This window comes from Pseudomonas poae RE*1-1-14, from assembly GCF_000336465.1.
GTDB classification, from domain to species: domain Bacteria; phylum Pseudomonadota; class Gammaproteobacteria; order Pseudomonadales; family Pseudomonadaceae; genus Aquipseudomonas; species Aquipseudomonas poae.
Genome location: NC_020209.1, coordinates 3,250,813 through 3,271,126, shown reverse-complemented (window position 1 = coordinate 3,271,126; position 20,314 = coordinate 3,250,813). Strand labels below are relative to the sequence as shown.

Here is a 20,314-nt window from a genome sequence, read left to right as displayed (position 1 = left end):
GCGGGCTAAATGGGGCGTTTTTTCTGCGGCCCTGCGGCCCACTCGCGGCGGCTTCAGCTGGGCGCTTGCTTGGCGTTTTGGAGAGGTCAGAAACCTGCAGAACCCTGCGAAGGTGGATGTTTTTCGCAACGCTCATACTGCGCCAGATCCCAAATATCATAGAATCAGTAGTCAAAATTATCGGAGAAAGGGAAAAGAGAGCGGATAAACGTCTAGGTACGCTCAAGATATCGTGGCTTAACCCGATTTAATCGTAACGAAGGCCCTATGCGGGTATAGATTGGGCGACGGAATAAAAGGGTATAGAGCTTAAATAGCCTAGTATAGAGTAAATGTTTTGATCATCATTAACTGAAAAATATATGCAAAAGGAGATGTTATGGATATTGACGCATTTTTTAATTGGTTTGAAGTTCAATGGGCTCTAATGTCACAAGCGCCATGGGTGTTTATAAGATTTTCAGTAATTTTTTTCGTCCTCGGATATATTTTTGCCAAATGGAGATACGGTGGAGTCATTGATGGATTAAGAAGCGGCATAGAATCGCTCACCCAACGGGTTCAGCTTAGAGCAGAAGAAGCTGAAGTCAATAGAGCCGATGCCGCAAAATGGCGCGAGAAAGTCAGTGAGGTAGTCAACGCAGATAGCGCCGCTCTGAGAGAGAAGACGCTTCAATTCGTTGAGCGGCTTAGAAGTTTCGTAGATAGATACATGCAGCGCGGGTATTTGCTGAAAAGTTCGGAGTGGGATCCGGCTATATACGCAGAGACGGATGAGGAAAAACAGCGACTTTTGTCCCGCTATCATCACAATCTTCAGTTGCAGAATTCAGAGGAACGTAGTGAATATCAACGACATTTCCGGTCTGAATCACAGATACTCCGTGGTGAACTGCTAAGTAGGCTAAAAGACTATAAAACGGATGAAAATATGGATGCGAGGTATGACGATCCTGTTACTAGCTATGGATACTATGACGTAGCTTCGGATTTAGAAAAAATGGCAAAATCCCTGAGGTAACTAACTGTGTGTGGGCGGCATGTATGTTAGATTTTTATTGTGTTTTCAATAATGCTGAACATTAAGCTCGCTAATGATAGCGCAATCATTTTCCTGCTGCGGCAAAGCATTCTCTTATAGTTATTAGCGTGGTACGAAAGTGGCAAATATGGATAACGAAGGTATTGCAGTTTCTGTTCTATGAGGTTCGTCGGCTTAAGTGTTCTAATCCATTATGGGGGCGACGGAGAAGCGGCGCGAGAGGGATCGCGGTGGAGGTCTGAGGCCGTTGGGATCTTGGACGGATGATGCGAAGGGTTGGCAGCGTATCAGGAGTGGGTCAAAGGGGGCTGTGTCTTGATCATTCGACGCGAAAACCCAGTGTTAATAAATCAGTCCCACTTTTCCTTGCCGCTAAGGGGGGCCAGAAAGGTCTGGGGGTGCTGCGGTGCAGTTAGAGGGGGGATATTTCAAAAAGAGTAATTTCAGTAACCACGTTGGGGTAATGGGCTGGAGGCCCCGTATTTCGTGGGGGGTGGTATTACAAAAAGGAGTAACAAAGTAGTAATTGAAAAGGTAATTTTCTATCAATCTATTGATTTTAAAGGTTTTTATTAAAGTAGAGAATTACATTTATAAAGAGTAATCAGATTACTTCAATATTACTTAAATATTACCTTTTGCTCGAAACATAAAACCCTTTAATTTCAATGGGTTGAGCTTAAAAAACGGTCAAGATTACTTATGTTACTCTTTTTTTTGACCTCCTCCAGACACCGGACGTCAGGCCCCTATACGTGTGATGCGCACGCGTACAGAGATGCATGCTGATGCCCTTGGGAATGGCGTGGGAATACTTTTGCGCAACTGGCACCGCTGGAGCCCTTGTATTCCGGGGCCTCGGCTGCGAGATTGCGGGTGCGGGTACTTTCGAATCTCTCCTTCACCGCCAAATTCGATGTAAACAAAACCCCTGGTTTCGAGAGAAACCAGGGGTTTTGTAGTTTCTGGCCCTTGCAAAGGCGCGTTCAGGCAACTCGCAACATCATGGGCCATCCGCTGAGGTCTGGCCCATGATACGTCGCGTGCCAGAGTGCTGACTCTGACAGTCCCTGCTTACTGCGCAGCCTTCAATTTGACCACATCACCCGAAATTTTCGTGGTATAGCCGCTCAACACCCACGCCCAGAACCACTTCTCCTGAATTTGTGTATTGATCAGCGCATCACCGCCTTTGGCTTGGATGGCGGCGGTCTGTGCGCGTACGAAGCGGCTGTTCTGGCCGATCGGGATGATGCCGAACAGCATGACGCCGGTGGCGCTGGCTTCGCTGTGGCCCAGAACGGTGTACTGGCTGCTGTCGTATTGCGGGGATTTGATGGCGGTGCCGGTGCAGCCGGCGAGGGTGAAGCCGAGAACGGCTGCTGCAACTGCTTGACGGGCGTACTTCATTGGTAACTCCATGGGCTGAATATCGAGATTCAATTCTCGAAGGCGCGACACTCTAATGGCGTGAAGGTCGGATTGAAATCCATCGTAGGAAATTTCCTGGATTTCTGTGGCGAGCGGGCAAACCCTAATGCCGTTCATTTAAGGAACATGTGTCGGCTTATTGTGGCGAGCGGGCTTGCCCCGCGTTGGGGTGCGAAGCGCCCCCAATCCAGCAAAACGCGGTGTACCTGATACGGCTCAGCGCCTGGTTTTGGGGCTGCTGCGCAGCCCAGCGCAGGACAAGCCTGCTCGCCACAAGGAATCTGCGCTTAACTGAACGGCATTGGGGCTTGCCCGCTCGCCACAAGGCGCGTCCCGCATTCAATCACAGATGCAACCAGGCCAGGCTGCCAAGTACCACGGCCACGCCGCCGGCGGTATACGACAGGCGCTTGAGCCATTCCTTGCGCGTGAGCAAGGTAATCGCTGCCAACGAGATCGCGATCTGAATCGCGGTCATCGCCTGGGCCCAGCGGTGATGCTGGTGCAGGGCCTCCTCGGACTTGTCATTCCATTCTTTGGAGGTCGCTTCAAGTTTCTCCGCCTGTTTGCGTACGTCCTCCTTCTGGCCTTTATAGCGCTGGATTTCATCTGTGTAATGGGCGACGTCGACGCCGGGGATGTGGGTGGCCAGTTCGGCCAGATTCTGGCGGCTGGATTTGGCCTGGTAGTAATTCCACTGGTTGGCGGCTTCGGTCTTGAAGATGGCGGCGTTGTTCTTGTCCATCGCCGCTTCGCTCTCGGTGGAGCCGGCCTGGTAGCTGAGCATGGCGCCGAGGGTGGCCATCAGCGCGGTCATCACGGCAATGCGGCTGGCGAACCTGTCCCCGCGACCGTGGGCATGTTCAGTAGTGTGTTCGATGTGCTTTTCGTGGGGGCTGGGGACTTCGAAGGCTTCGGACATGGCGGCGGCTACAAGCGGACTGAGGGAGTCTGATTCTTCACCGTTAAGGCTGTCTCAAGCCTGTCCGTAACGTCGGAAAATTCGCACATACACCGCGATATTGATCAGCAGTACCAACGCGCCCAAGCCCAGTTGAATCTGCGGTGTGAGCGCGGCCGGGTAAATCAGCGCGAGAATGTAGTGCTCGACAAAGCCGCCGCCGTAGCCGTCTTGGCCGGCCAGGTGGCGAAACAGGTTTTCCCAGCGTGTCAGCGGGCAGGGCAGATGAAACACCTCGACAACAACGCCCCACGCGGCTGCCGGCAGGTGCAGCCATAGGATCGGTCGCCATTTCAAGGCGAGCAGCCCGCCGAACAGCGCGAACAGGATGAAACACAGGTGGAACAGCACGAGGCCATCGGCGGCCAGACGGTAGAGCATTTTTGATTCCGCTATAAAGTGGCCGAGGGCGAGGTGTCGCGTGAATGACGTTATAGCTCAAGTTGAATGGCGTTTATCCCGAACGCCTTGGCAATTTTTTCCCGAGTGGTCCGGCGAGGTTTACTGACGACCTCTTGCTGGGCAAATGCGGATTGTGAAATACCCAAGCGACCGGCGACCTCTTCCTGGGTCAGGCCCAAGTGCTCGCGCCACGCCCTGATCGGCGTTGCTCCATCCACCAAGCGGCTTACGACCGCGTGGGGGACCAGATTCGGGTCGTTCTGCTGGGCCAGATAATGTTCATAAGGAACTACCACGAAGGCTGGGCTGCCCTCCGTATTGTGGATGATCTGTACGGCAGTAGGTTCGTTCGTCACGTTTTTTGACCTCTTGAATGCTGACCACATGGATGCCGCCGTCCCAGTCGAATTTGACGGATTTTCTGGTCCAGTGGATTGAGTTCATTGAAGAGCAATAAGTCTTTTATAAGGTTTACAAGGGGCTTTTTCACACCTTTTTACGCAGGTGATCGCGCCGTTCTCACAAATCCTGGACGGCCGTTATGCACGCCGGCTGGTAAAACTGTGACGCGATATGAATACCTCACCGTCATCTGAGCCGAGCACAATCCCGAATGAAGGAGGTTGCTTGCAGGCAAGCGTGGCCGCTATTGTGCTGATCTCTCTAGTCCGTCCAAGGATCCTTCTCCGATGAGTGCACCGCGTACCGCTGTCCCGATCAAGGCCGTGATTTTCGATATGGACGGTTTGCTGCTGGACACTGAAGGCATCTATACCGAAGTCACCCAGATCATCGCGGAGCGCTACGGTCGCACCTATGACTGGGGGATCAAGCAGCACATCATCGGGCGCGGCTCACAGGATCTGGCAGAGTACGTCGTCAAGGCACTGGACCTGCCGATCACCCCGGCGGAGTTCCTGGAAATCCGTGAGCCGCTGATGAGCGAGCGTTTCCCCAAAGCCCTGGGCATGCCGGGCGCCGAGGCGCTGGTGCGGCATTTGAAGGCGCACAATATTCCGATTGCCGTGGGCACCAGTTCGTCGCGAAACTCGTTTGGTCACAAGACCACCTTGCACCGCGAATGGTTTGGCCTGTTCGGCACCATCGTCACTGCTGACGACCCGGAGGTCGGCGCCGCCAAGCCTGCGCCGGACATCTTCCTCACGGCCGCCCGCCGCCTGGGCGTGGCGCCGCAGGATTGCCTGGTGTTCGAAGACTCGCCGTTCGGCGTCACGGCTGCCAAAGCCGCGCAGATGACGGCCATTGCGGTGCCCGATGAAGCCATGGCCGACAGCAAGTACCAGCATGCCGATCAGATCATCCGCAAGCTGGCGGACTTCGACCTGGCCGCCTATGGCCTGCCGTCTCTGCCTTGAACAGGCAGATCTGATCTTCAGCGGCTGAACGTGCCCGGCCAGCCAATGACTTTCTTCGGCCTCGGCGTCGCGTAGGTGCGCACCTTCGAGGTCGACAAGCCCAGGCGCACAAGGCCCTCGGCAATCGTCACCGCCGCGGTCACGCCGTCCACCACCGGCACGCCGGTGCGCTGGCGGATCTGTTCGTCAAGGCCGGCCATGCCGCCACAGCCCAGGCAGATCACCTCGGCCTTGTCCTCGGTGATTGCCAATTGGGCTTGGCGAACGATGGCTTCCATGGCGGCCAGCGGATCTTCCTCCAGTTCCAGCACCGCCATGCCACTGGCACGCACCGACGCACAGCGCTGATACAAGCCGGCGAGTTTTAGCCGGTCTTCAATCAGCGGCACGGTGCGGTCCAGGGTTGTCACCACCGAATACGCATGGCCCAGGAACATCGCTGTGCTGGCGGCCGCTTCGGTGATGTCCACCACCGGCACGTTCAACAATTCCTGCAGTCCCTCGCGTCCATGCTCGCCATAGCCGGCCTGGATGACCGCATCGAACGGCTGGTCGTAGGCCATCACCCGGTCCATGACCGCAATGGCCGCCAGGTAGCTTTCGAAATTGCCCTCCACCGACTCGGCGCCAAAGTACGGCGTGAGTCCGACAATCTCGGTGCCCGCAGACGCCACGGTCCGCGCCTGCTCGGCGATGGCGTCGGTGATGGATTGGGTGGTGTTGACGTTGACCACGAGGATGCGCATGAAACCTCCTTGACGAGTGACAGACGTCGCCTCAAGCCTTGCTGATGATATTCCCGGCATGCAGCCCGCATTCCTTCTGCGTTGCCTCTTCCCACCACCAGCGACCTTCGCGCTCATGCTGATTCGGCAACACCGGGCGCGTGCACGGCTCGCAGCCAATGCTGATAAACCCGCGCTCATGCAGGCTGTTGTACGGCAACTCCAGCATGCGGATATAGCCCCAGATTTCTTCGCTGGTCATCTGCGCCAGCGGGTTGAATTTGTACAGGGTGCGCTCAGGTGTGGAAAAGGCCGTGTCGATTTCCAGCACCGCGACCTGGCTGCGCGTGCCGGGGCTCTGGTCGCGGCGCTGGCCGGTGGCCCAGGCGCTGACGCCGGACAGCTTGCGGCGCAGCGGTTCGATCTTGCGTATGCCGCAGCACTCGCCGTGGCCGTCCCGGTAGAAGCTGAACAGGCCCTTTTCCTTGACGAAGGGTTCCAGCTTGCTCTGGTCCGGCGAGATCAGTTCGATGTCGATCTTGTAGAAATCGCGTACCTGCTCGATAAACCGGTAGGTCTCCGGGTGCAGGCGGCCTGTGTCGAGGCTGAACACCTTGACGTTCTTGTTCAGCTTCCAGGCCATGTCCACCAGCACCACGTCTTCGGCACCGCTGAAGGAAATCCACAGGTCATCACCAAACTGGCTGAAAGCCAGCTTGAGAATGTCCTGGGCAGACTTGTTGGCATAGGTCGTGGCGAGTTCAACGACGTCGAAGGCTTGGTTCATCAGGACGGTTCCTACAGGTCAGTGGCGCTGAGCGCTCTATAGGGGAGCGATGGTATCAAAATCAGCCTGGGGTTGCGGGGCTGCGCTTGAGCTATCGGGTCCGCCAACTGGCTGCCGGTATTCGGCGGTTCTGATGACCTGTTCTGCTCAAACGCCTGCCAGCAGCCGCTCATAAGGAATGCTCAAGCCATCGTGCAGACGCTTGATCATGGCCAGACTCAACTTGCGCTTGTGATTCAAAACTTCCGAGACCCGCCCACTGGTCCCGATAAATAGCTCCAGGTCGCGGGCTGTCAGGCCCATTTGCTCCATGCGAAATTTGATCGCTTCCACTGGATCCGACGCCGGCATGGGAAAATGTTCCGCTTCGTACTTTTCGATGAGCACGGCGAGAATTTCCAGTTCGTCGCCCTCGGGTGAGCCGATCTGCGCTCCCCATAGCTGCTCCACTCGCGCGAGCGCGGCGGTCAGGTCTTCAGGGGTATGAATGGGTTTGATGTTCATCACACGGTCTCCGCGTTTATTTGATCGTATTGCGCATGAGTGCCTAAAAAGCGTATGAACCCAAGCTGGCGTTGATAATCGATGGCCATGATGACTCGATATTTGTTGCCGCCTACGTTGAAGACGACCCTGCCAGCCTTGAGAATGCTCGCTGTTCTGAGCATTGCCTTCAGCGCCTGTGGCGTCGGGTAGGTGGCGTTCTCCATGTACCGATACAGTTCGACCAACGGCGTTCTCGCGTCGGCATGGTTTGGGTGGCTTTCCCAGAACCGTCGAAAGGTCGATAGCGCGATTATTCGCATCGTGCAGACCTCCCGATTTGGGAGATTAGGCGTGGGCAGAACGGGATGCAACTCCGGAAACAAATTCTGACGAGTAGGCAATCGCCTATGTGATCCTTCACAGACGGCGCATAGGCAGTAGCCGGCGACGCTATAGGCGTGCTGGCGGGCCGTCCACAAACGTACTGATTCAGGTTTTTTCGTGCCTTGCGCTTCTTGAGGTCAGAGGACGGAGTGCCGGGGGGACTACAGGCTTTCCAGCGTCTGTAACAAAACCCGCACCTTCGTCATCGACTCCTGATACTCCGCCTCCCACTGCGAATCCGCCACAATCCCGCCGCCGCCCCAGCAGCACACCTGATCATCCTTGACCAGCAGGCTGCGGATGGCGATCGAGCTGTCCATCTCGCCACGTACGTCCAGGTACACCAGCGAGCCGCAGTACAAGCCGCGTCGGGTGGGTTCCAGCTCGTCGATGATCTGCATGGCGCGGATCTTCGGTGCGCCGGTGATGGAGCCGCCGGGGAAGCTGCCGGCGATCAGGTCGAGTGCGTCCTTGTCGCTTGCCAGCTCAGCGGTCACGCTGCTCACCAGATGGTGCACGTTGGGGTAGCTTTCCAGGCTGAACAGTTCCGGCACTTTGACCGAACCGGTGCGGCAACTGCGGCCCAAGTCGTTGCGCAGCAGGTCGACAATCATCAGGTTCTCGGCGCGATCCTTGGGGCTGGCCAGCAGTTCGGCGGCGTTGGCCGCATCTTCCTCTGGCGTGAGGCCGCGTGGTCGGGTGCCTTTGATCGGCCGGGTTTCGACCTGCCGCCGGCTGATTTTGACAAAGCGTTCTGGCGACAGGCTCAGCACCGCGCCATGATCGGGCAGGCTCTGGAAGCCGGAAAATGGCGTTGGGCAAGCCTCGCGCAGGGCGCAGTAGGCCGCCCACGGATCGCCAAGGCAGGGCGCGCGAAAGCGTTGCGCGAAGTTGACCTGGTAGCAGTCACCGGCCTGGATATAGTCGTGGATGCGCGCGATGGCATCGCGATAAGCCTCGGCACTCAGGTCCGGTGCCATGGGGCCACGGAGCTTGAAACTGGCCTTTGAGGCCGCGACTGGCTGATTGAATACGTCAATTAGCCGTTGTCGTTCGCTCTCTGGCAGGGCTGGATGAAAAACCAGCTGGCTGGTCTGCACCAAGTGATCACTGACCAGCGCCCAGGCATACAGGCCCAGACGTGCGTCCGGCAGATGGAGGTCGTCCGCAGCCAGCTGCGGCATCTGCTCCAGATGGCGACCGAAGTCGTAGCTCAGATAACCGATCAGGCCGCCGGCAAAGGGTAATTCGTAGCCGGCGGGCACATTTGCTTCACCTAACTGGGTCAGGCTTTTGCGCAAGCGTTGCAGAAAATCGCTGCCGCTTTCGTCCGGCGCTACCGTCAGGGTGGCCTGCGGCCAGGCGCTCAGCAGGTCATACCGCCCGCGCTCGGCTGTAGGCCGGCCGCTGTCCAGCAGCACCGCGCCGGGGGCATGACGGATCGCCGCAAAGTACTGGGCGGGGTTTGCCTGGTAAGGCAACGGGTGGACGGAGCAGGTCGACATGCGGGGGGGAGCCTTGACGGCAGCTAAAAGCTACAAGTTGCTAGCTTAAAGCTGAAAGTTAAAACGCAGTTGCTCTTTCTTGACGCTCACAGCTTGCAGCTTTCAACCGGCGAAAGCTGCAATATGCCCGAACATTTCCTGCGCAAACCTCACTCGCTCCTCCGGCGTTTCCGTCACGCCAGCGGCTTTCAGGGTTTCCAGATGCGCTTCCACGGCATGGGTGCGCAGGGTCAAGCCGCAGTCGTTGGCGATCTGAATGTTCAACCCCGGCCGCGCATTCAGCTCCAGAATCAGTGGGCCTTTCTCCTGGTCCAGCACCATGTCCACGCCGATATAGCCCAGCCCGCACAACTCATAGCAGCCGGCTGCCAGCTTCATGAAGCCGTCCCAGTTGGGCAACTGCACGCCGTCCACGGCGTTGGTGGTGTCCGGGTGCTTGGTGATGATGCTGTTCAGCCAGGTGCCGCGCAGGGTCAGGCCGGTGGCCAGGTCCACGCCAACGCCGATCGCGCCCTGGTGCAGGTTGGCCTTGCCGCCGGACTGACGGGTCGGCAGCCGCAGCATGGCCATGACCGGGTAGCCCATCAGCACGATGATGCGGATGTCTGGCACGCCTTCGTAGCTGATGCTCTTGAAAATCTGGTCGGGCACCACACGGTATTCGATCAGCGCGCGGTCGCGGTGCCCGCCCAGGGAATACAGGCCGGTCAGGATGCTGGATATCTGGTGTTCGATTTCTTCATGGCTGATGATCTTGCCCGACACCGTGCGATAGCGCCCCTCAAAACGGTCCGCCACCACCAGGATGCCGTCACCGCCGGCGCCCTGGGCCGGTTTGATCACGAAGTCACTGCGCCCGCCGATGATCTCGTCGAGCTTGTCGATGCCTTTTTCGGTGGAAATCACCCCGTACATTTGCGGCACGTGCAGGCCGGCGGCGAGCGCGCGCTCCTTGGTGATGATCTTGTCATCCACCAACGGATAAAGGCTGCGCTTGTTGTACTTGAGCACGTAGTCGGCGTTACGCCGGTTGATGCCCATGATCCCGCGCGCTTCGAGGGCCTTCCAGGTCTTCCAGAAACCGAACATTACTGGTCAGCCTTCAGGAAGGCTTTGAAACGCACCAGCTCGGTCAGGCGGTAGCCGCGATAACGACCCATGGCCAGCATGAAGCCCACCAGGATCAACAGGATCGCCGGGAAGGTGAACACGAAGTAGATCAACTCCGGCACGCTCATGATGATGTGCGCCAGCGACGCCGCGAACAGCGTGCCGATCGCCACTTTCAGTGCGTGGTTGGCGCCGCGTTCTTCCCAGGTGATCGACAGGCGTTCGATGGTCATGGTCAGGATCACCATCGGGAACAGCGCCACCGACAGCCCGCGCTCCAACCCCAGTTTGTGGCTGAACAGACTGATGGCCGCAATCAGCACCACCACGAAGGTCAGTACCACCGACAGCCTTGGCAGCATCTGCAGCTTCAGGTGCTCCAGGTAAGAACGCAACGACAGCCCCAGCGCCGTGATAATCGTGAACAGCACAATCCCGAAGCCCAGCTGCGTCTCGCGGAACGCCAGGGCAATCAGCACTGGCGTGAAAGTGCCCAGGGTCTGCAGGCCGATCAGGTTGCGCAGGATCAGGATCACCAGCACGCCAATGGGGATCATCACCATGATCATGAATGTCTGCTGGGTCTGCAGCGGCAGGCCGTACAGCGAGTATTCGAGGAAGTTGGCGTCGGTGTTCTCGTCCGTCAGCTTGGCCAGGCGAATCGCGTTCATCTCGCTGTTATTCAGGCTGAAGGTCACCACGGCTTTCTTGCCGCCGTCCACGGTGATCAGGTTCTCATCGCCGGTCCACCACAACAGGCGGTCGGCGGGCAGGCCCTGTTCGCCGGTTTCCGGATTGAAATACAGCCAGTCGCTGCCGTTGAAGCTGCGCAGCCACAGTTCCGGGCTTTGCGGCTGGTCGGCGACCAGGCGAATGGTGTGGACCTTTTCCACCGGCACATGGGCGATGGACAGCAGCAGCTCGACGATCTTGGCTTTGTGCGCCGTGGACGGGTCGCCCGCCAGCAGCAGCTTCACGTTGTCGTCGCTGAGGTTGTTGGTGCGCTTGATCGCCTCGGTGATGAAGGTCTCGACGTCCGCCGAGTGCTGGCGGATCGGCGCCAGCAGGGCTTCGGCAGCGATTTTTTCCGGGCCTTCCACGGCAATGCTATCGCGGAAGGTCGGACCCTTGACCTTGATCTTTTCGCCGCTGTAGCGCTTGGTCAGCACCAGGCGGTAATACAGCGTCTGGTTGCCTTTGGCGCGGCGTGCCGACCAGGTGACCTTGCGGTTGCCATCGGTGCGGTTGACGCTGACCCCGTAGTTGTTCGAGATGAAGCTCTCGTTAAGGCTCACGAAGTCGCGGCTCAGGGGCGGCACGAACATCTGGATCTTCACCGGGTCTTTCGGATTGGCGACAAACTCGACCTTGGCGTCGATGTTCCACAGATCGTCGGTGGCATCCTCGGTAACAGGAATGCCCAGCACGAAGATCTGGTAGCAGGTGACCGAAATACCCAGCACCACCAGGATGGCGATGAGGATTTTCAGGTGCAGGGTCAAAGAGCGCATTCGGTTTACTCGGCGGTATGAGCGTCGGCGGCGCAGGCAGGCTTGCCCGCTGCGTATTTAAGACTGGGGTCGACCAGCGCATCAAAGCGTTTAAGCGCTTCGGAGCCGATCAACAGCGGGTATTGGAAGGCACTTCGGTCAGTCAAGTTCACTTCTATGCTGCGCAAAGCGCTGCCCATGCAGATATTCAGGGCAATCACCGGACGGGCGGTGTAGTTCTTGTCTTCATCCGGGTCGTAGTCACCGGCCCGGCGCTTGATTTTGCTGACGCGAGCCAGAGGCCGTTCGATGGGGTGGGAATGGGCGGTGTCGATGGCCAGGTAAAAGCGCACCCAGGATTCGCCGTTGCGTTTGAAACGCTTGATATCGCGGGCGCTGAGGGAGGCGGTCTTGGCTCCAGTGTCCAGTTTGGCGGCGACTTCCAGGTCGATGCCGGCCAATTGTGCGTATTCGTTGAGGCCATACACGGTTTTCTCGGCAGCGACGCCAAGGCCCGGTACGGCCAGCAGGCACATCAATAAAAGGAAGGGCTTGAGTCTCATAGATCCTGAGGCGTGCAGTGCGATGTTCGATTCAAGGCGACTGGCATTGCTGCGCAAACTCCCTCGTGCGCCATTTCATCCAATGATGTCAGGCAAAAGCGGCGGGCATTCTAACATGATGCTTTTTCGACGCCAGCGCTGGCAGGCGGCCATGTCCTGCCAGAGCGCGCCGGAGGTTATTAGACGATTGTCGACAATGTGGATTTATTCTTTGACTAACTGGGGTTGATTGGCTAGTTTTTGCGACATTGCTTTTAAAGGTGTCGACAATATGCTGGATCAGCTGCAAGTCACGGTGCCGGCCCAAGACGATTCCCAGACCATGTCCGAGAACGTGTTCCGCCGTATTCAGGCCGCCATCGTCAAGGGCGAGATCGCCCCCGGCAGCAAGATCTCCGAGCCGGAGCTGGCGCGCACCTATGGCATCAGTCGCGGGCCGTTGCGTGAAGCGATCCACCGTCTCGAAGGCCAGCGCCTGCTGGTGCGGGTGCCTCACGTCGGCGCGAGAGTGGTGTCCTTGAGCCACGCCGAGCTGGTCGAGCTCTACGAAATCCGTGAATCCCTCGAAGGCATGGCGTGTCGCCTCGCCGCCGAGCGCATGACCGACGTCGAGATCGAAGAGCTGCGTGAGGTGCTGCACACCCATGAGCGCGACGAAGCTTTTCAAGCTGGCCTGGGTTACTACCAGCAGGAAGGCGACTTCGATTTTCATTACCGGATAATTCAAGGCGCCGGTAACCGCACCCTGACCCAAATGCTCTGCGGCGAGCTGTACCAACTGGTGCGCATGTACCGCATCCAGTTTTCCGCCACGCCCAATCGCCCACGCCAGGCCTTTGCCGAACATCACCGCATTCTTGACGCGATTGCCGAGCGCGACGGTGAACTGGCCGAACTGCTGATGCGCCGCCATATCGGCGCTTCCAAACGCAACATTGCCCGTCACTTCCCCGACGGTGCTGCCCAATCACGAGGTGAGTCATGAGTTCCAACACTAAAAGTACGCCGGGCCAGCGTTTCCGTGACGCCGTCGCCAGCGAGCACCCTTTGCAGGTGGTCGGCGCGATCAACGCCAACCACGCCCTGCTGGCCAAGCGCGCCGGCTTCAAGGCGATCTACCTGTCGGGCGGCGGCGTCGCCGCCGGCTCCCTGGGCGTGCCGGACCTGGGCATCACTGGCCTGGACGACGTGCTCACCGACGTGCGTCGCATCACCGACGTGTGCGACCTGCCGCTGCTGGTGGACGTGGACACCGGTTTCGGCTCCTCGGCGTTCAACGTGGCGCGCACCGTCAAGTCCATGATCAAGTTCGGCGCCGCCGCCATCCACATTGAGGATCAGGTCGGCGCCAAGCGTTGCGGCCACCGTCCCAACAAGGAAATCGTGTCCCAACAGGAAATGGTCGACCGCATCAAGGCCGCCGTGGACGCGCGCACCGATGACAGCTTCGTGATCATGGCGCGCACCGACGCGCTGGCCGTCGAGGGATTGGAGTCCGCCCTGGAGCGCGCCGCCGCGTGCATCGAGGCCGGCGCCGATATGGTGTTCCCCGAAGCCATCACCGAACTGGAGATGTACAAGCTGTTCGCCTCGCGGGTAAAAGCGCCGATCCTGGCCAACATCACAGAGTTCGGTTCGACCCCGCTCTACACCACCGAACAGTTGAAATCTGCCGATGTTTCCATCGTGCTGTACCCGCTCTCGGCCTTCCGCGCCATGAACAAGGCCGCCGAGAATGTCTACACCGCGATCCGTCGCGACGGCACCCAACAGAACGTGATCGACACCATGCAGACCCGCATGGAGCTCTATGATCGTATCGACTACCACACCTTCGAGCAGAAGCTCGACGCGCTGTTCGCCGCGAAAAAGTAACGAACGCGCCGCCCTGAATAACGACAAAAATTGGAGAACGAACATGGCTGAAGCAAAAGTGTTGAGTGGCGCCGGCCTGCGTGGCCAGGTGGCCGGGCAGACCGCGCTGTCCACCGTGGGCCAGGCCGGCGCCGGTCTTACCTACCGTGGCTATGACGTACGTGAACTGGCCGCCGACGCGCAGTTTGAAGAAGTGGCCTACCTGCTGTTGTACGGCGAACTGCCAACCAAAACCGAATTGGCTGACTACAGCAAAAAACTGAGCAAGCTGCGCGATCTGCCGCAAGCCTTGAAGGAAGTACTCGAACGCATCCCCGCCGACGCCCACCCGATGGACGTGATGCGCACCGGCTGCTCGTTCCTCGGCAATATCGAGCCGGAAAAGGACTTCAGCGCGCAGCACGATGTCACCGACCGCCTGCTCGCCGCCTTCCCGGCGATCATGTGCTACTGGTATCGCTTTAGCCACGAAGGCCAGCGCATCGACTGCGTGACTGACGAGCCGAGCATCGGCGGCCATTTCCTGCACCTGTTGCATGGCAAGAAACCCAGCGACCTGCACGTCAAAGTGATGAACGTGTCGCTGATCCTCTACGCCGAACACGAATTCAACGCCTCCACCTTCACCGCACGGGTGTGTGCCTCGACCTTGTCCGACCTGTATTCCTGCGTCACCGCGGCCATCGGCTCACTGCGCGGCCCTCTGCATGGAGGCGCCAACGAAGCGGCGATGGAAATGATCGAGCGTTTCGGCTCGGCCGAAGAAGCGGTGGAGGGCACCCTCGGCATGCTGGCGCGCAAGGACAAGATCATGGGGTTTGGCCACGCGATCTACAAAGACAGCGACCCGCGCAATGAAGTGATCAAGGGCTGGGCGAAAAAACTCGCCGATGAGGTGGGCGACAAGGTGTTGTTCCCGGTCTCGGAGGCCATCGACAAAACCATGTGGGACCAGAAAAAACTGTTCCCCAACGCCGACTTCTACCATGCCTCGGCGTACCACTTCATGGGCATCCCGACCAAGCTGTTCACGCCGATCTTTGTCTGCTCGCGCCTTACCGGCTGGGCCGCGCACGTGTTTGAGCAGCGTGCCAATAACCGCATCATCCGTCCGAGCGCCGAGTACATCGGCGTAGAGCAGCGCAAGTTCGTGCCAATCGAACGTCGCTGAGTGGAGAAACCGCTGATCTCGGGGTGAAAACGGTTTAAAAAGGTGGGAGCGAGCAAGCCCGCTCCCACATTTTGATCGCATTCCACCTTGGATCAGCAGCGGTTCTTCCTTTTGCAACTACCGTGACCGAGTCCTGACGATGAACACTGAATTTCGCAAACCGCTCCCCGGCAGCCGTCTGGATTACTTCGACACCCGCGCGGCCGTCGAAGCCATTACCCCCGGCGCCTACGCCAGCTTGCCCTACACCTCCCGCGTGCTCGCCGAAAACCTAGTGCGCCGCTGCGATCCGGCCACCCTCAACGCGTCCCTTAGCCAACTGATCGAGCGCAAGCGCGACCTCGACTTTCCATGGTTTCCGGCCCGCGTGGTGTGCCACGACATCCTCGGCCAGACCGCGCTGGTCGACCTCGCCGGGCTGCGTGACGCCATCGCCCTGCAAGGTGGCGACCCGGCGCAGGTCAACCCGGTGGTGCCGACGCAGTTGATCGTCGATCACTCCCTGGCCGTCGAAGCCGGCGGTGCCGACCCGGACGCGTTCGAGAAAAACCGCGCCATCGAAGACCGCCGCAACGAAGACCGCTTCCACTTTATCGAGTGGAGCAAAAAAGCCTTCAAGAACGTCGACGTGATCCCGCCGGGCAACGGCATCATGCACCAGATCAACCTGGAGAAAATGTCCCCGGTGATCCAGGTGCGCGACGGTGTGGCCTTCCCGGATACCTGCGTCGGCACCGACAGCCACACTCCGCATGTGGACGCGCTGGGCGTGATCGCCATCGGCGTCGGCGGTCTGGAAGCCGAAAGCGTGATGCTGGGCCGCGCGTCGTGGATGCGCCTGCCGGAAATCATCGGCGTCGAGCTGACCGGCAAGTTGCTGCCGGGCATCACCGCCACCGACATGGTGCTGGCGCTGACCGAGTTCCTGCGCAAGCAAAAAGTGGTCGGTGCATGGCTGGAGTTCTTCGGCGAAGGCGCTGCGAACCTCACTCTGGGCGACCGCGCGACCATCTCCAACATGGCCCCGGAATACGGCGCCACGGCGGCGATGTTCTACATCGACCAGCAGACCATCACCTACCTCAAACTCACCGGCCGTGAAGACGAACAGGTCGCCCTGGTCGAGCAGTACGCCCGCCACACCGGCCTGTGGGCCGATGACCTGAAGGGCGCGCACTACGAGCGCGGCCTCACGTTCGATCTGTCCAGCGTGGTGCGCAACATGGCCGGGCCGAGCAATCCTCACGCCCGTGTTGCCACCCGTGACCTGGCCTCCAAAGGCATCAGCGGCCAATGGGACGAAGTGCCAGGGCAGATGCCTGACGGTGCGGTGATCATCGCCGCCATCACCAGCTGCACCAACACCAGCAACCCGCGCAATGTGATCGCCGCCGGCCTCTTGGCGCGCAACGCCAACCGACTGGGGTTGACGCGCAAGCCGTGGGTCAAGTCGTCCCTGGCACCGGGCTCGAAAACCGTGGCCATGTACCTGGAAGAGGCGGGCCTGGCTGACGAGCTGGAAAAGCTCGGCTTTGGCGTGGTGGCTTTTGCCTGCACCACCTGCAATGGCATGTCCGGCGCGCTGGACCCGCTGATCCAGCAGGAAATCATCGACCGCGACCTGTATGCCACCGCCGTGTTGTCGGGCAACCGCAACTTCGACGGGCGGATTCACCCGTACGCCAGGCAAGCATTCCTGGCTTCGCCGCCGCTGGTGGTGGCCTACGCGATTGCCGGCACCATCCGCTTCGACATCGAAAAGGATGTGCTCGGGCTCGACGCCCAGGGCAATGAAATCCGCTTGCAGGACCTCTGGCCAAGCGATGAAGAGATCGACGCGGTGGTCGAGGCTTCGGTCAAACCGGAGCAGTTCCGCGCGGTGTACATCCCGATGTTCGCGATTCACGAAGACACCGGCCCCAAGGTGGCGCCCCTGTACGACTGGCGCCCGCAAAGCACCTATATTCGCCGCCCGCCGTATTGGGAAGGCGCGCTGGCCGGGGCGCGGCCGCTCAAGGGCATGCGCCCGCTGGCGGTGCTGCCGGACAACATCACCACCGATCACCTGTCGCCGTCCAACGCCATCATGCTCGACAGCGCCGCTGGCGAATACCTGGCGAAAATGGGCCTGCCGGAAGTCGACTTCAACTCCTACGCGACCCACCGGGGCGACCATTTGACCGCCCAGCGCGCCACCTTCGCCAACCCGAAGCTGTTCAACGAAATGGTGGTGGAAAACGGCAAGGTCAAGCAGGGCTCACTGGCGCGCGTCGAACCCGAAGGCCAGGTCACGCGCATGTGGGAAGCCATCGAAACCTACATGCAGCGCAAGCAGCCACTGATCATCATCGCAGGCGCTGACTATGGCCAGGGCTCGTCCCGCGACTGGGCGGCCAAGGGCGTGCGCCTGGCCGGGGTGGAAGCGATTGCCGCCGAAGGCTTCGAGCGCATCCACCGCACCAACCTGGTGGGCATGGGCGTGCTGCCGCTGGAGTTTCTGCCGGGCACCGACCGTCACACCCTGCAGATCGACGGCAGTGAAACCTATGACGTGCTCGGCGCGCGCACTCCGGGTGCGCAGTTGACCCTGGTGATCAATCGTAAAAATGGCGAACGTGTCGATGTGCCGGTGACCTGCCGTCTGGACACCGCCGAAGAAGTATCGATCTACGAGGCGGGCGGCGTGTTGCAGCGTTTTGCCCAGGACTTCCTGGCATCGACGGCGACCGCTTGAGGGGGCTAACCATGGCACATGCAGCGCAAATCAGAATCCCCGCCACCTACATGCGTGGCGGCACCAGCAAGGGGGTGTTTTTCAGCCTCCAGGACCTGCCCGCCACGGCGCAGGTGCCCGGCGCGGCGCGCGATGCCCTGTTGTTGCGGGTGATCGGCAGCCCCGACCCCTATGACAAGCAGATCGACGGCATGGGCGGCGCGACCTCCAGCACCAGCAAAACCGTAATCCTGTCCCGCAGCAGCCGCGCCGAGCATGACGTGGATTACCTGTTCGGCCAGGTCGCCATCGACAAGCCCTTCGTCGACTGGAGCGGCAACTGCGGCAACCTGTCGGCGGCGGTCGGTGCGTTCGCCATCAGCGCCGGGCTGGTCGATGCCGAGCGCGTGCCGCACAACGGTGTGGCCGTGGTGCGCGTGTGGCAGGCCAATATCGGCAAAACCATCATTGCCCACGTGCCGATCACCGACGGTGCGGTGCAGGAAACCGGCGACTTCGAACTGGACGGCGTGACGTTCCCGGCCGCCGAAGTGCAGCTGGAATTCATCGATCCGGCGGCGGAAGAGGAAGGCGGTGGTGGTGCGATGTTCCCCACCGGCAATCTCGTCGACGAGCTGCAAGTGCCGGGCGTGGGGACCTTCAAGGCGACATTGATCAACGCCGGTATCCCGACGATTTTCATCAACGCCGCAGACCTCGGCTATACCGGCACCGAATTGCAGGGCGCGATCAACGGCGACCCCAAGGCCCTGGCGATGTTCGAAACCGTGCGCGCTCACGGCGCGCTGCGCATGGGCCTGATCAGCCACCTGGACGAGGCCGCCCAGCGCCAGCACACGCCGAAAGTGGCGTTCGTGGCCAGGCCTTTGGACTACGTGGCCTCCAGCGGCAAGCCGATCAAGGCCGCTGACGTGGACCTGCTGGTGCGCGCGCTGTCCATGGGCAAGCTGCACCACGCCATGATGGGCACGGCGGCGGTGGCGATTGGCACCGCAGCGGCGATTCCCGGGACCCTGGTCAACCTGGCGGCAGGCGGCGTGGAGCGTAGCGCGGTGCGCTTCGGGCATCCCTCCGGCACCCTGCGTGTGGGCGCCGAGGCCACTCAGGAGAACGGTGAATGGGTGGTCAAAAAAGCCATCATGAGCCGCAGTGCGCGGGTGCTGATGGAGGGCTTCGTACGCGTCCCTGGCGATGCGTTCTAACACCCTGCACCGTCCCGAGAGCCGCCGTGGCGAGCTAACAGTTCCGGCATCTGGCACCCTGTTTTTTACTCGAAACAGGTTGCTACTTACGACGCCTGAACAGGTGGAACTTCTTCCAGATAAACACCCAATCAGGTAGCCATGAGGCTTGCTCCAGCAGGCCTTGTGAACCCCCTACCTGAATCCTGGAAGTACCTATGACCCGCATAAATACTCAGCCACAAACGCCTTATACCCCTGGTTACGACATGTCGCCCAATCCGGCCCCCGTCCGTCATGAGCACAGCGCGGATGACAATGAATATTCGGCTGCCACTCAGGATTCGACGCCGCCCCGTAACGTCATGACAGCCCAACAGCGCGGTAACTTTTCGAGTCACACTGCACTGGTCAACCACGGGCAAATGAAAGGCGCTCAAACCGGCCAACTGGCGCAACTGACCCGACAAAATCAAGCACTCAATGAGAAGTTCAACGCATTGATCGCCAGGTTTGAGTCGATGATAAAAGGACTTCAGCAGCGAATCGCCGACCTGACCCGGCAACTTGAACACCCGAAAGAAGCCACTCAAGAAACCCCTTTTGATAACGGCAGCCAAGTCAGGCATGCCCCAGTCGAGAGGCAGAACCCTGCGCAGACGTCCGATCTTGAAGCACTGAGCAGCCAAAACGATCAATTTTACCAGCATGTCAATGAGGCACTCAGGAGGCTCGCGGGGCTGCTGATGGAGCTGAGTCAACAAATTGATGGTTTGTTCCAAAGGATCAGCGGAGCGGGTGGCTCCGCCAACGATACTCCGACCCTGCCGGCGGATTACGACAAGACCATTGAGTCGGACGGCCTGCAGCCTCAAGCACCTGCCGCCAGGAAAAGCGAAGAAACGACTCCGGTCACCCAGCCCGAAGCGTCTGCCACCCGCACCATTGAAGAGTTGATGAGAGAAAACGAGCAGCTCAACACCCACCTTGATAAATCGGCAGAGGCTTACGAGCAATTCATTGCCCAACTTCAGCAGAAAGTTGACAGCTTGAGTCAGCAGGTCAGTCAACAAAAGAAATAGGCTTCAGCA

At 59.5% G+C, this 20,314-nt stretch carries 20 protein-coding genes; 8 read left to right on the top strand and 12 right to left on the bottom strand.

All coding sequences use genetic code 11. The features are described 5' to 3' along the window. The first annotated feature begins 379 nt into the window (after positions 1-379). Positions 380-1,021 carry a hypothetical protein gene (locus H045_RS14060; protein WP_015372695.1) on the top strand — a complete coding sequence of 214 codons (642 nt, stop codon included), beginning with the start codon at positions 380-382 and terminating at the stop codon, positions 1,019-1,021. Between the two features lie 1,095 nt (positions 1,022-2,116). Here H045_RS14060 and H045_RS14055 read toward each other — a convergent pair. The 4 genes from H045_RS14055 to H045_RS14040 form a co-directional block, all read right to left on the bottom strand. Further along, positions 2,117-2,452 carry a hypothetical protein gene (locus H045_RS14055; protein ID WP_003230266.1) on the bottom strand — a complete coding sequence of 112 codons (336 nt, stop codon included), beginning with the start codon at positions 2,450-2,452 and terminating at the stop codon, positions 2,117-2,119. Positions 2,453-2,816: 364 nt separating this feature from the next. After that, positions 2,817-3,395 (bottom strand): DUF4337 domain-containing protein, encoded by a 579-nt coding sequence (locus H045_RS14050; protein WP_003230268.1) that lies wholly within the window; start codon positions 3,393-3,395, stop codon positions 2,817-2,819. 54 nt (positions 3,396-3,449) lie between these two features. Then, a complete protein-coding gene (locus H045_RS14045; protein ID WP_003230271.1) occupies positions 3,450-3,815 on the bottom strand; it encodes a DUF2784 domain-containing protein in 366 nt (121 codons plus the stop codon). A 50-nt stretch (positions 3,816-3,865) separates the two neighbouring features. Further along, positions 3,866-4,222, bottom strand: coding sequence for a helix-turn-helix domain-containing protein (locus H045_RS14040; RefSeq protein ID WP_049818587.1), 357 nt, complete (start codon positions 4,220-4,222; stop codon positions 3,866-3,868). 303 nt (positions 4,223-4,525) lie between these two features. Between H045_RS14040 and H045_RS14035 the strand changes: the two genes are divergently transcribed. Beyond that, positions 4,526-5,212: an HAD-IA family hydrolase gene (locus tag H045_RS14035; RefSeq protein ID WP_015372693.1), complete on the top strand. Its 687-nt coding sequence runs from the start codon at positions 4,526-4,528 to the stop codon at positions 5,210-5,212. 17 nt (positions 5,213-5,229) lie between these two features. Here the strand turns inward: H045_RS14035 and H045_RS14030 are convergent, their stop codons facing one another. The 8 genes from H045_RS14030 to rloA form a co-directional block, all read right to left on the bottom strand. Continuing rightward, the gene (locus H045_RS14030) at positions 5,230-5,958 is read right to left on the bottom strand and encodes an aspartate/glutamate racemase family protein (protein WP_015372692.1); all 729 of its coding nucleotides are present in this window, start codon (positions 5,956-5,958) and stop codon (positions 5,230-5,232) included. Positions 5,959-5,989: 31 nt separating this feature from the next. Continuing rightward, positions 5,990-6,724, bottom strand: a complete 735-nt coding sequence (locus H045_RS14025; RefSeq protein WP_003230278.1) for a phosphoadenylyl-sulfate reductase — start codon at positions 6,722-6,724, stop codon at positions 5,990-5,992. A 147-nt stretch (positions 6,725-6,871) separates the two neighbouring features. Next, the gene (locus H045_RS14020; protein WP_015372691.1) at positions 6,872-7,228 is read right to left on the bottom strand and encodes a helix-turn-helix domain-containing protein; all 357 of its coding nucleotides are present in this window, start codon (positions 7,226-7,228) and stop codon (positions 6,872-6,874) included. Then, on the bottom strand, positions 7,228-7,530 hold the full coding sequence (locus tag H045_RS14015) for a type II toxin-antitoxin system HigB family toxin (protein ID WP_015372690.1): 303 nt from the start codon (positions 7,528-7,530) through the stop codon (positions 7,228-7,230). Before H045_RS14015 ends, H045_RS14020 begins: the two co-directional genes overlap by 1 nt. A 225-nt stretch (positions 7,531-7,755) precedes the next feature. After that, on the bottom strand, positions 7,756-9,099 hold the full coding sequence (gene pabB, locus H045_RS14010) for an aminodeoxychorismate synthase component I (RefSeq protein WP_015372689.1): 1,344 nt from the start codon (positions 9,097-9,099) through the stop codon (positions 7,756-7,758). 102 nt (positions 9,100-9,201) lie between these two features. Beyond that, positions 9,202-10,188 (bottom strand): alpha-L-glutamate ligase-like protein, encoded by a 987-nt coding sequence (locus tag H045_RS14005; RefSeq protein ID WP_003230282.1) that lies wholly within the window; start codon positions 10,186-10,188, stop codon positions 9,202-9,204. Then, positions 10,188-11,720, bottom strand: a complete 1,533-nt coding sequence (gene rloB, locus H045_RS14000; protein ID WP_003230283.1) for an osmotic stress tolerance membrane protein RloB — start codon at positions 11,718-11,720, stop codon at positions 10,188-10,190. The genes H045_RS14005 and rloB overlap by 1 nt, the downstream gene beginning before the upstream one ends. Positions 11,721-11,725: 5 nt before the next feature. Further along, positions 11,726-12,262 (bottom strand): retropepsin-like aspartic peptidase RloA, encoded by a 537-nt coding sequence (gene rloA, locus H045_RS13995; protein ID WP_015372688.1) that lies wholly within the window; start codon positions 12,260-12,262, stop codon positions 11,726-11,728. A gap of 271 nt (positions 12,263-12,533) precedes the next feature. Between rloA and H045_RS13990 the strand changes: the two genes are divergently transcribed. The 6 genes from H045_RS13990 (at position 12,534) to H045_RS13965 (ending at position 20,305) form a co-directional block, all read left to right on the top strand. Further along, positions 12,534-13,247, top strand: a complete 714-nt coding sequence (locus tag H045_RS13990) for a GntR family transcriptional regulator (RefSeq protein ID WP_015372687.1) — start codon at positions 12,534-12,536, stop codon at positions 13,245-13,247. Continuing rightward, positions 13,244-14,137 (top strand): methylisocitrate lyase, encoded by an 894-nt coding sequence (gene prpB / locus H045_RS13985; protein WP_003230289.1) that lies wholly within the window; start codon positions 13,244-13,246, stop codon positions 14,135-14,137. Before H045_RS13990 ends, prpB begins: the two co-directional genes overlap by 4 nt. A gap of 43 nt (positions 14,138-14,180) precedes the next feature. Next, positions 14,181-15,308, top strand: a complete 1,128-nt coding sequence (gene prpC / locus H045_RS13980; RefSeq protein WP_003230290.1) for a bifunctional 2-methylcitrate synthase/citrate synthase — start codon at positions 14,181-14,183, stop codon at positions 15,306-15,308. Positions 15,309-15,447: 139 nt separating this feature from the next. Next, positions 15,448-18,042 carry a Fe/S-dependent 2-methylisocitrate dehydratase AcnD gene (gene acnD / locus H045_RS13975; RefSeq protein ID WP_015372686.1) on the top strand — a complete coding sequence of 865 codons (2,595 nt, stop codon included), beginning with the start codon at positions 15,448-15,450 and terminating at the stop codon, positions 18,040-18,042. 11 nt (positions 18,043-18,053) lie between these two features. Beyond that, the gene (prpF, locus tag H045_RS13970; protein WP_003230293.1) at positions 18,054-19,244 is read left to right on the top strand and encodes a 2-methylaconitate cis-trans isomerase PrpF; all 1,191 of its coding nucleotides are present in this window, start codon (positions 18,054-18,056) and stop codon (positions 19,242-19,244) included. Between the two features lie 197 nt (positions 19,245-19,441). Further along, on the top strand, positions 19,442-20,305 hold the full coding sequence (locus H045_RS13965; protein ID WP_236277817.1) for an MlaD/PqiB family protein: 864 nt from the start codon (positions 19,442-19,444) through the stop codon (positions 20,303-20,305). Positions 20,306-20,314 lie beyond the last annotated feature (9 nt).

Bases quoted from the DNA above. Each gene is read 5' to 3' on its own strand.
- H045_RS14060 (WP_015372695.1), top strand. From the start codon at position 380: ATGGATATTGACGCATTTTTTAATTGGTTTGAAGTTCAATGGGCTCTA.
- H045_RS14055 (WP_003230266.1), bottom strand. From the start codon at position 2,452: ATGAAGTACGCCCGTCAAGCAGTTGCAGCAGCCGTTCTCGGCTTCACC.
- H045_RS14050 (WP_003230268.1), bottom strand. From the start codon at position 3,395: ATGTCCGAAGCCTTCGAAGTCCCCAGCCCCCACGAAAAGCACATCGAA.
- H045_RS14045 (WP_003230271.1), bottom strand. From the start codon at position 3,815: ATGCTCTACCGTCTGGCCGCCGATGGCCTCGTGCTGTTCCACCTGTGT.
- H045_RS14040 (WP_049818587.1), bottom strand. From the start codon at position 4,222: ATGTGGTCAGCATTCAAGAGGTCAAAAAACGTGACGAACGAACCTACT.
- H045_RS14035 (WP_015372693.1), top strand. From the start codon at position 4,526: ATGAGTGCACCGCGTACCGCTGTCCCGATCAAGGCCGTGATTTTCGAT.
- H045_RS14030 (WP_015372692.1), bottom strand. From the start codon at position 5,958: ATGCGCATCCTCGTGGTCAACGTCAACACCACCCAATCCATCACCGAC.
- H045_RS14025 (WP_003230278.1), bottom strand. From the start codon at position 6,724: ATGAACCAAGCCTTCGACGTCGTTGAACTCGCCACGACCTATGCCAAC.
- H045_RS14020 (WP_015372691.1), bottom strand. From the start codon at position 7,228: ATGAACATCAAACCCATTCATACCCCTGAAGACCTGACCGCCGCGCTC.
- H045_RS14015 (WP_015372690.1), bottom strand. From the start codon at position 7,530: ATGCGAATAATCGCGCTATCGACCTTTCGACGGTTCTGGGAAAGCCAC.
- pabB (WP_015372689.1), bottom strand. From the start codon at position 9,099: ATGTCGACCTGCTCCGTCCACCCGTTGCCTTACCAGGCAAACCCCGCC.
- H045_RS14005 (WP_003230282.1), bottom strand. From the start codon at position 10,188: ATGTTCGGTTTCTGGAAGACCTGGAAGGCCCTCGAAGCGCGCGGGATC.
- rloB (WP_003230283.1), bottom strand. From the start codon at position 11,720: ATGCGCTCTTTGACCCTGCACCTGAAAATCCTCATCGCCATCCTGGTG.
- rloA (WP_015372688.1), bottom strand. From the start codon at position 12,262: ATGAGACTCAAGCCCTTCCTTTTATTGATGTGCCTGCTGGCCGTACCG.
- H045_RS13990 (WP_015372687.1), top strand. From the start codon at position 12,534: ATGCTGGATCAGCTGCAAGTCACGGTGCCGGCCCAAGACGATTCCCAG.
- prpB (WP_003230289.1), top strand. From the start codon at position 13,244: ATGAGTTCCAACACTAAAAGTACGCCGGGCCAGCGTTTCCGTGACGCC.
- prpC (WP_003230290.1), top strand. From the start codon at position 14,181: ATGGCTGAAGCAAAAGTGTTGAGTGGCGCCGGCCTGCGTGGCCAGGTG.
- acnD (WP_015372686.1), top strand. From the start codon at position 15,448: ATGAACACTGAATTTCGCAAACCGCTCCCCGGCAGCCGTCTGGATTAC.
- prpF (WP_003230293.1), top strand. From the start codon at position 18,054: ATGGCACATGCAGCGCAAATCAGAATCCCCGCCACCTACATGCGTGGC.
- H045_RS13965 (WP_236277817.1), top strand. From the start codon at position 19,442: ATGACCCGCATAAATACTCAGCCACAAACGCCTTATACCCCTGGTTAC.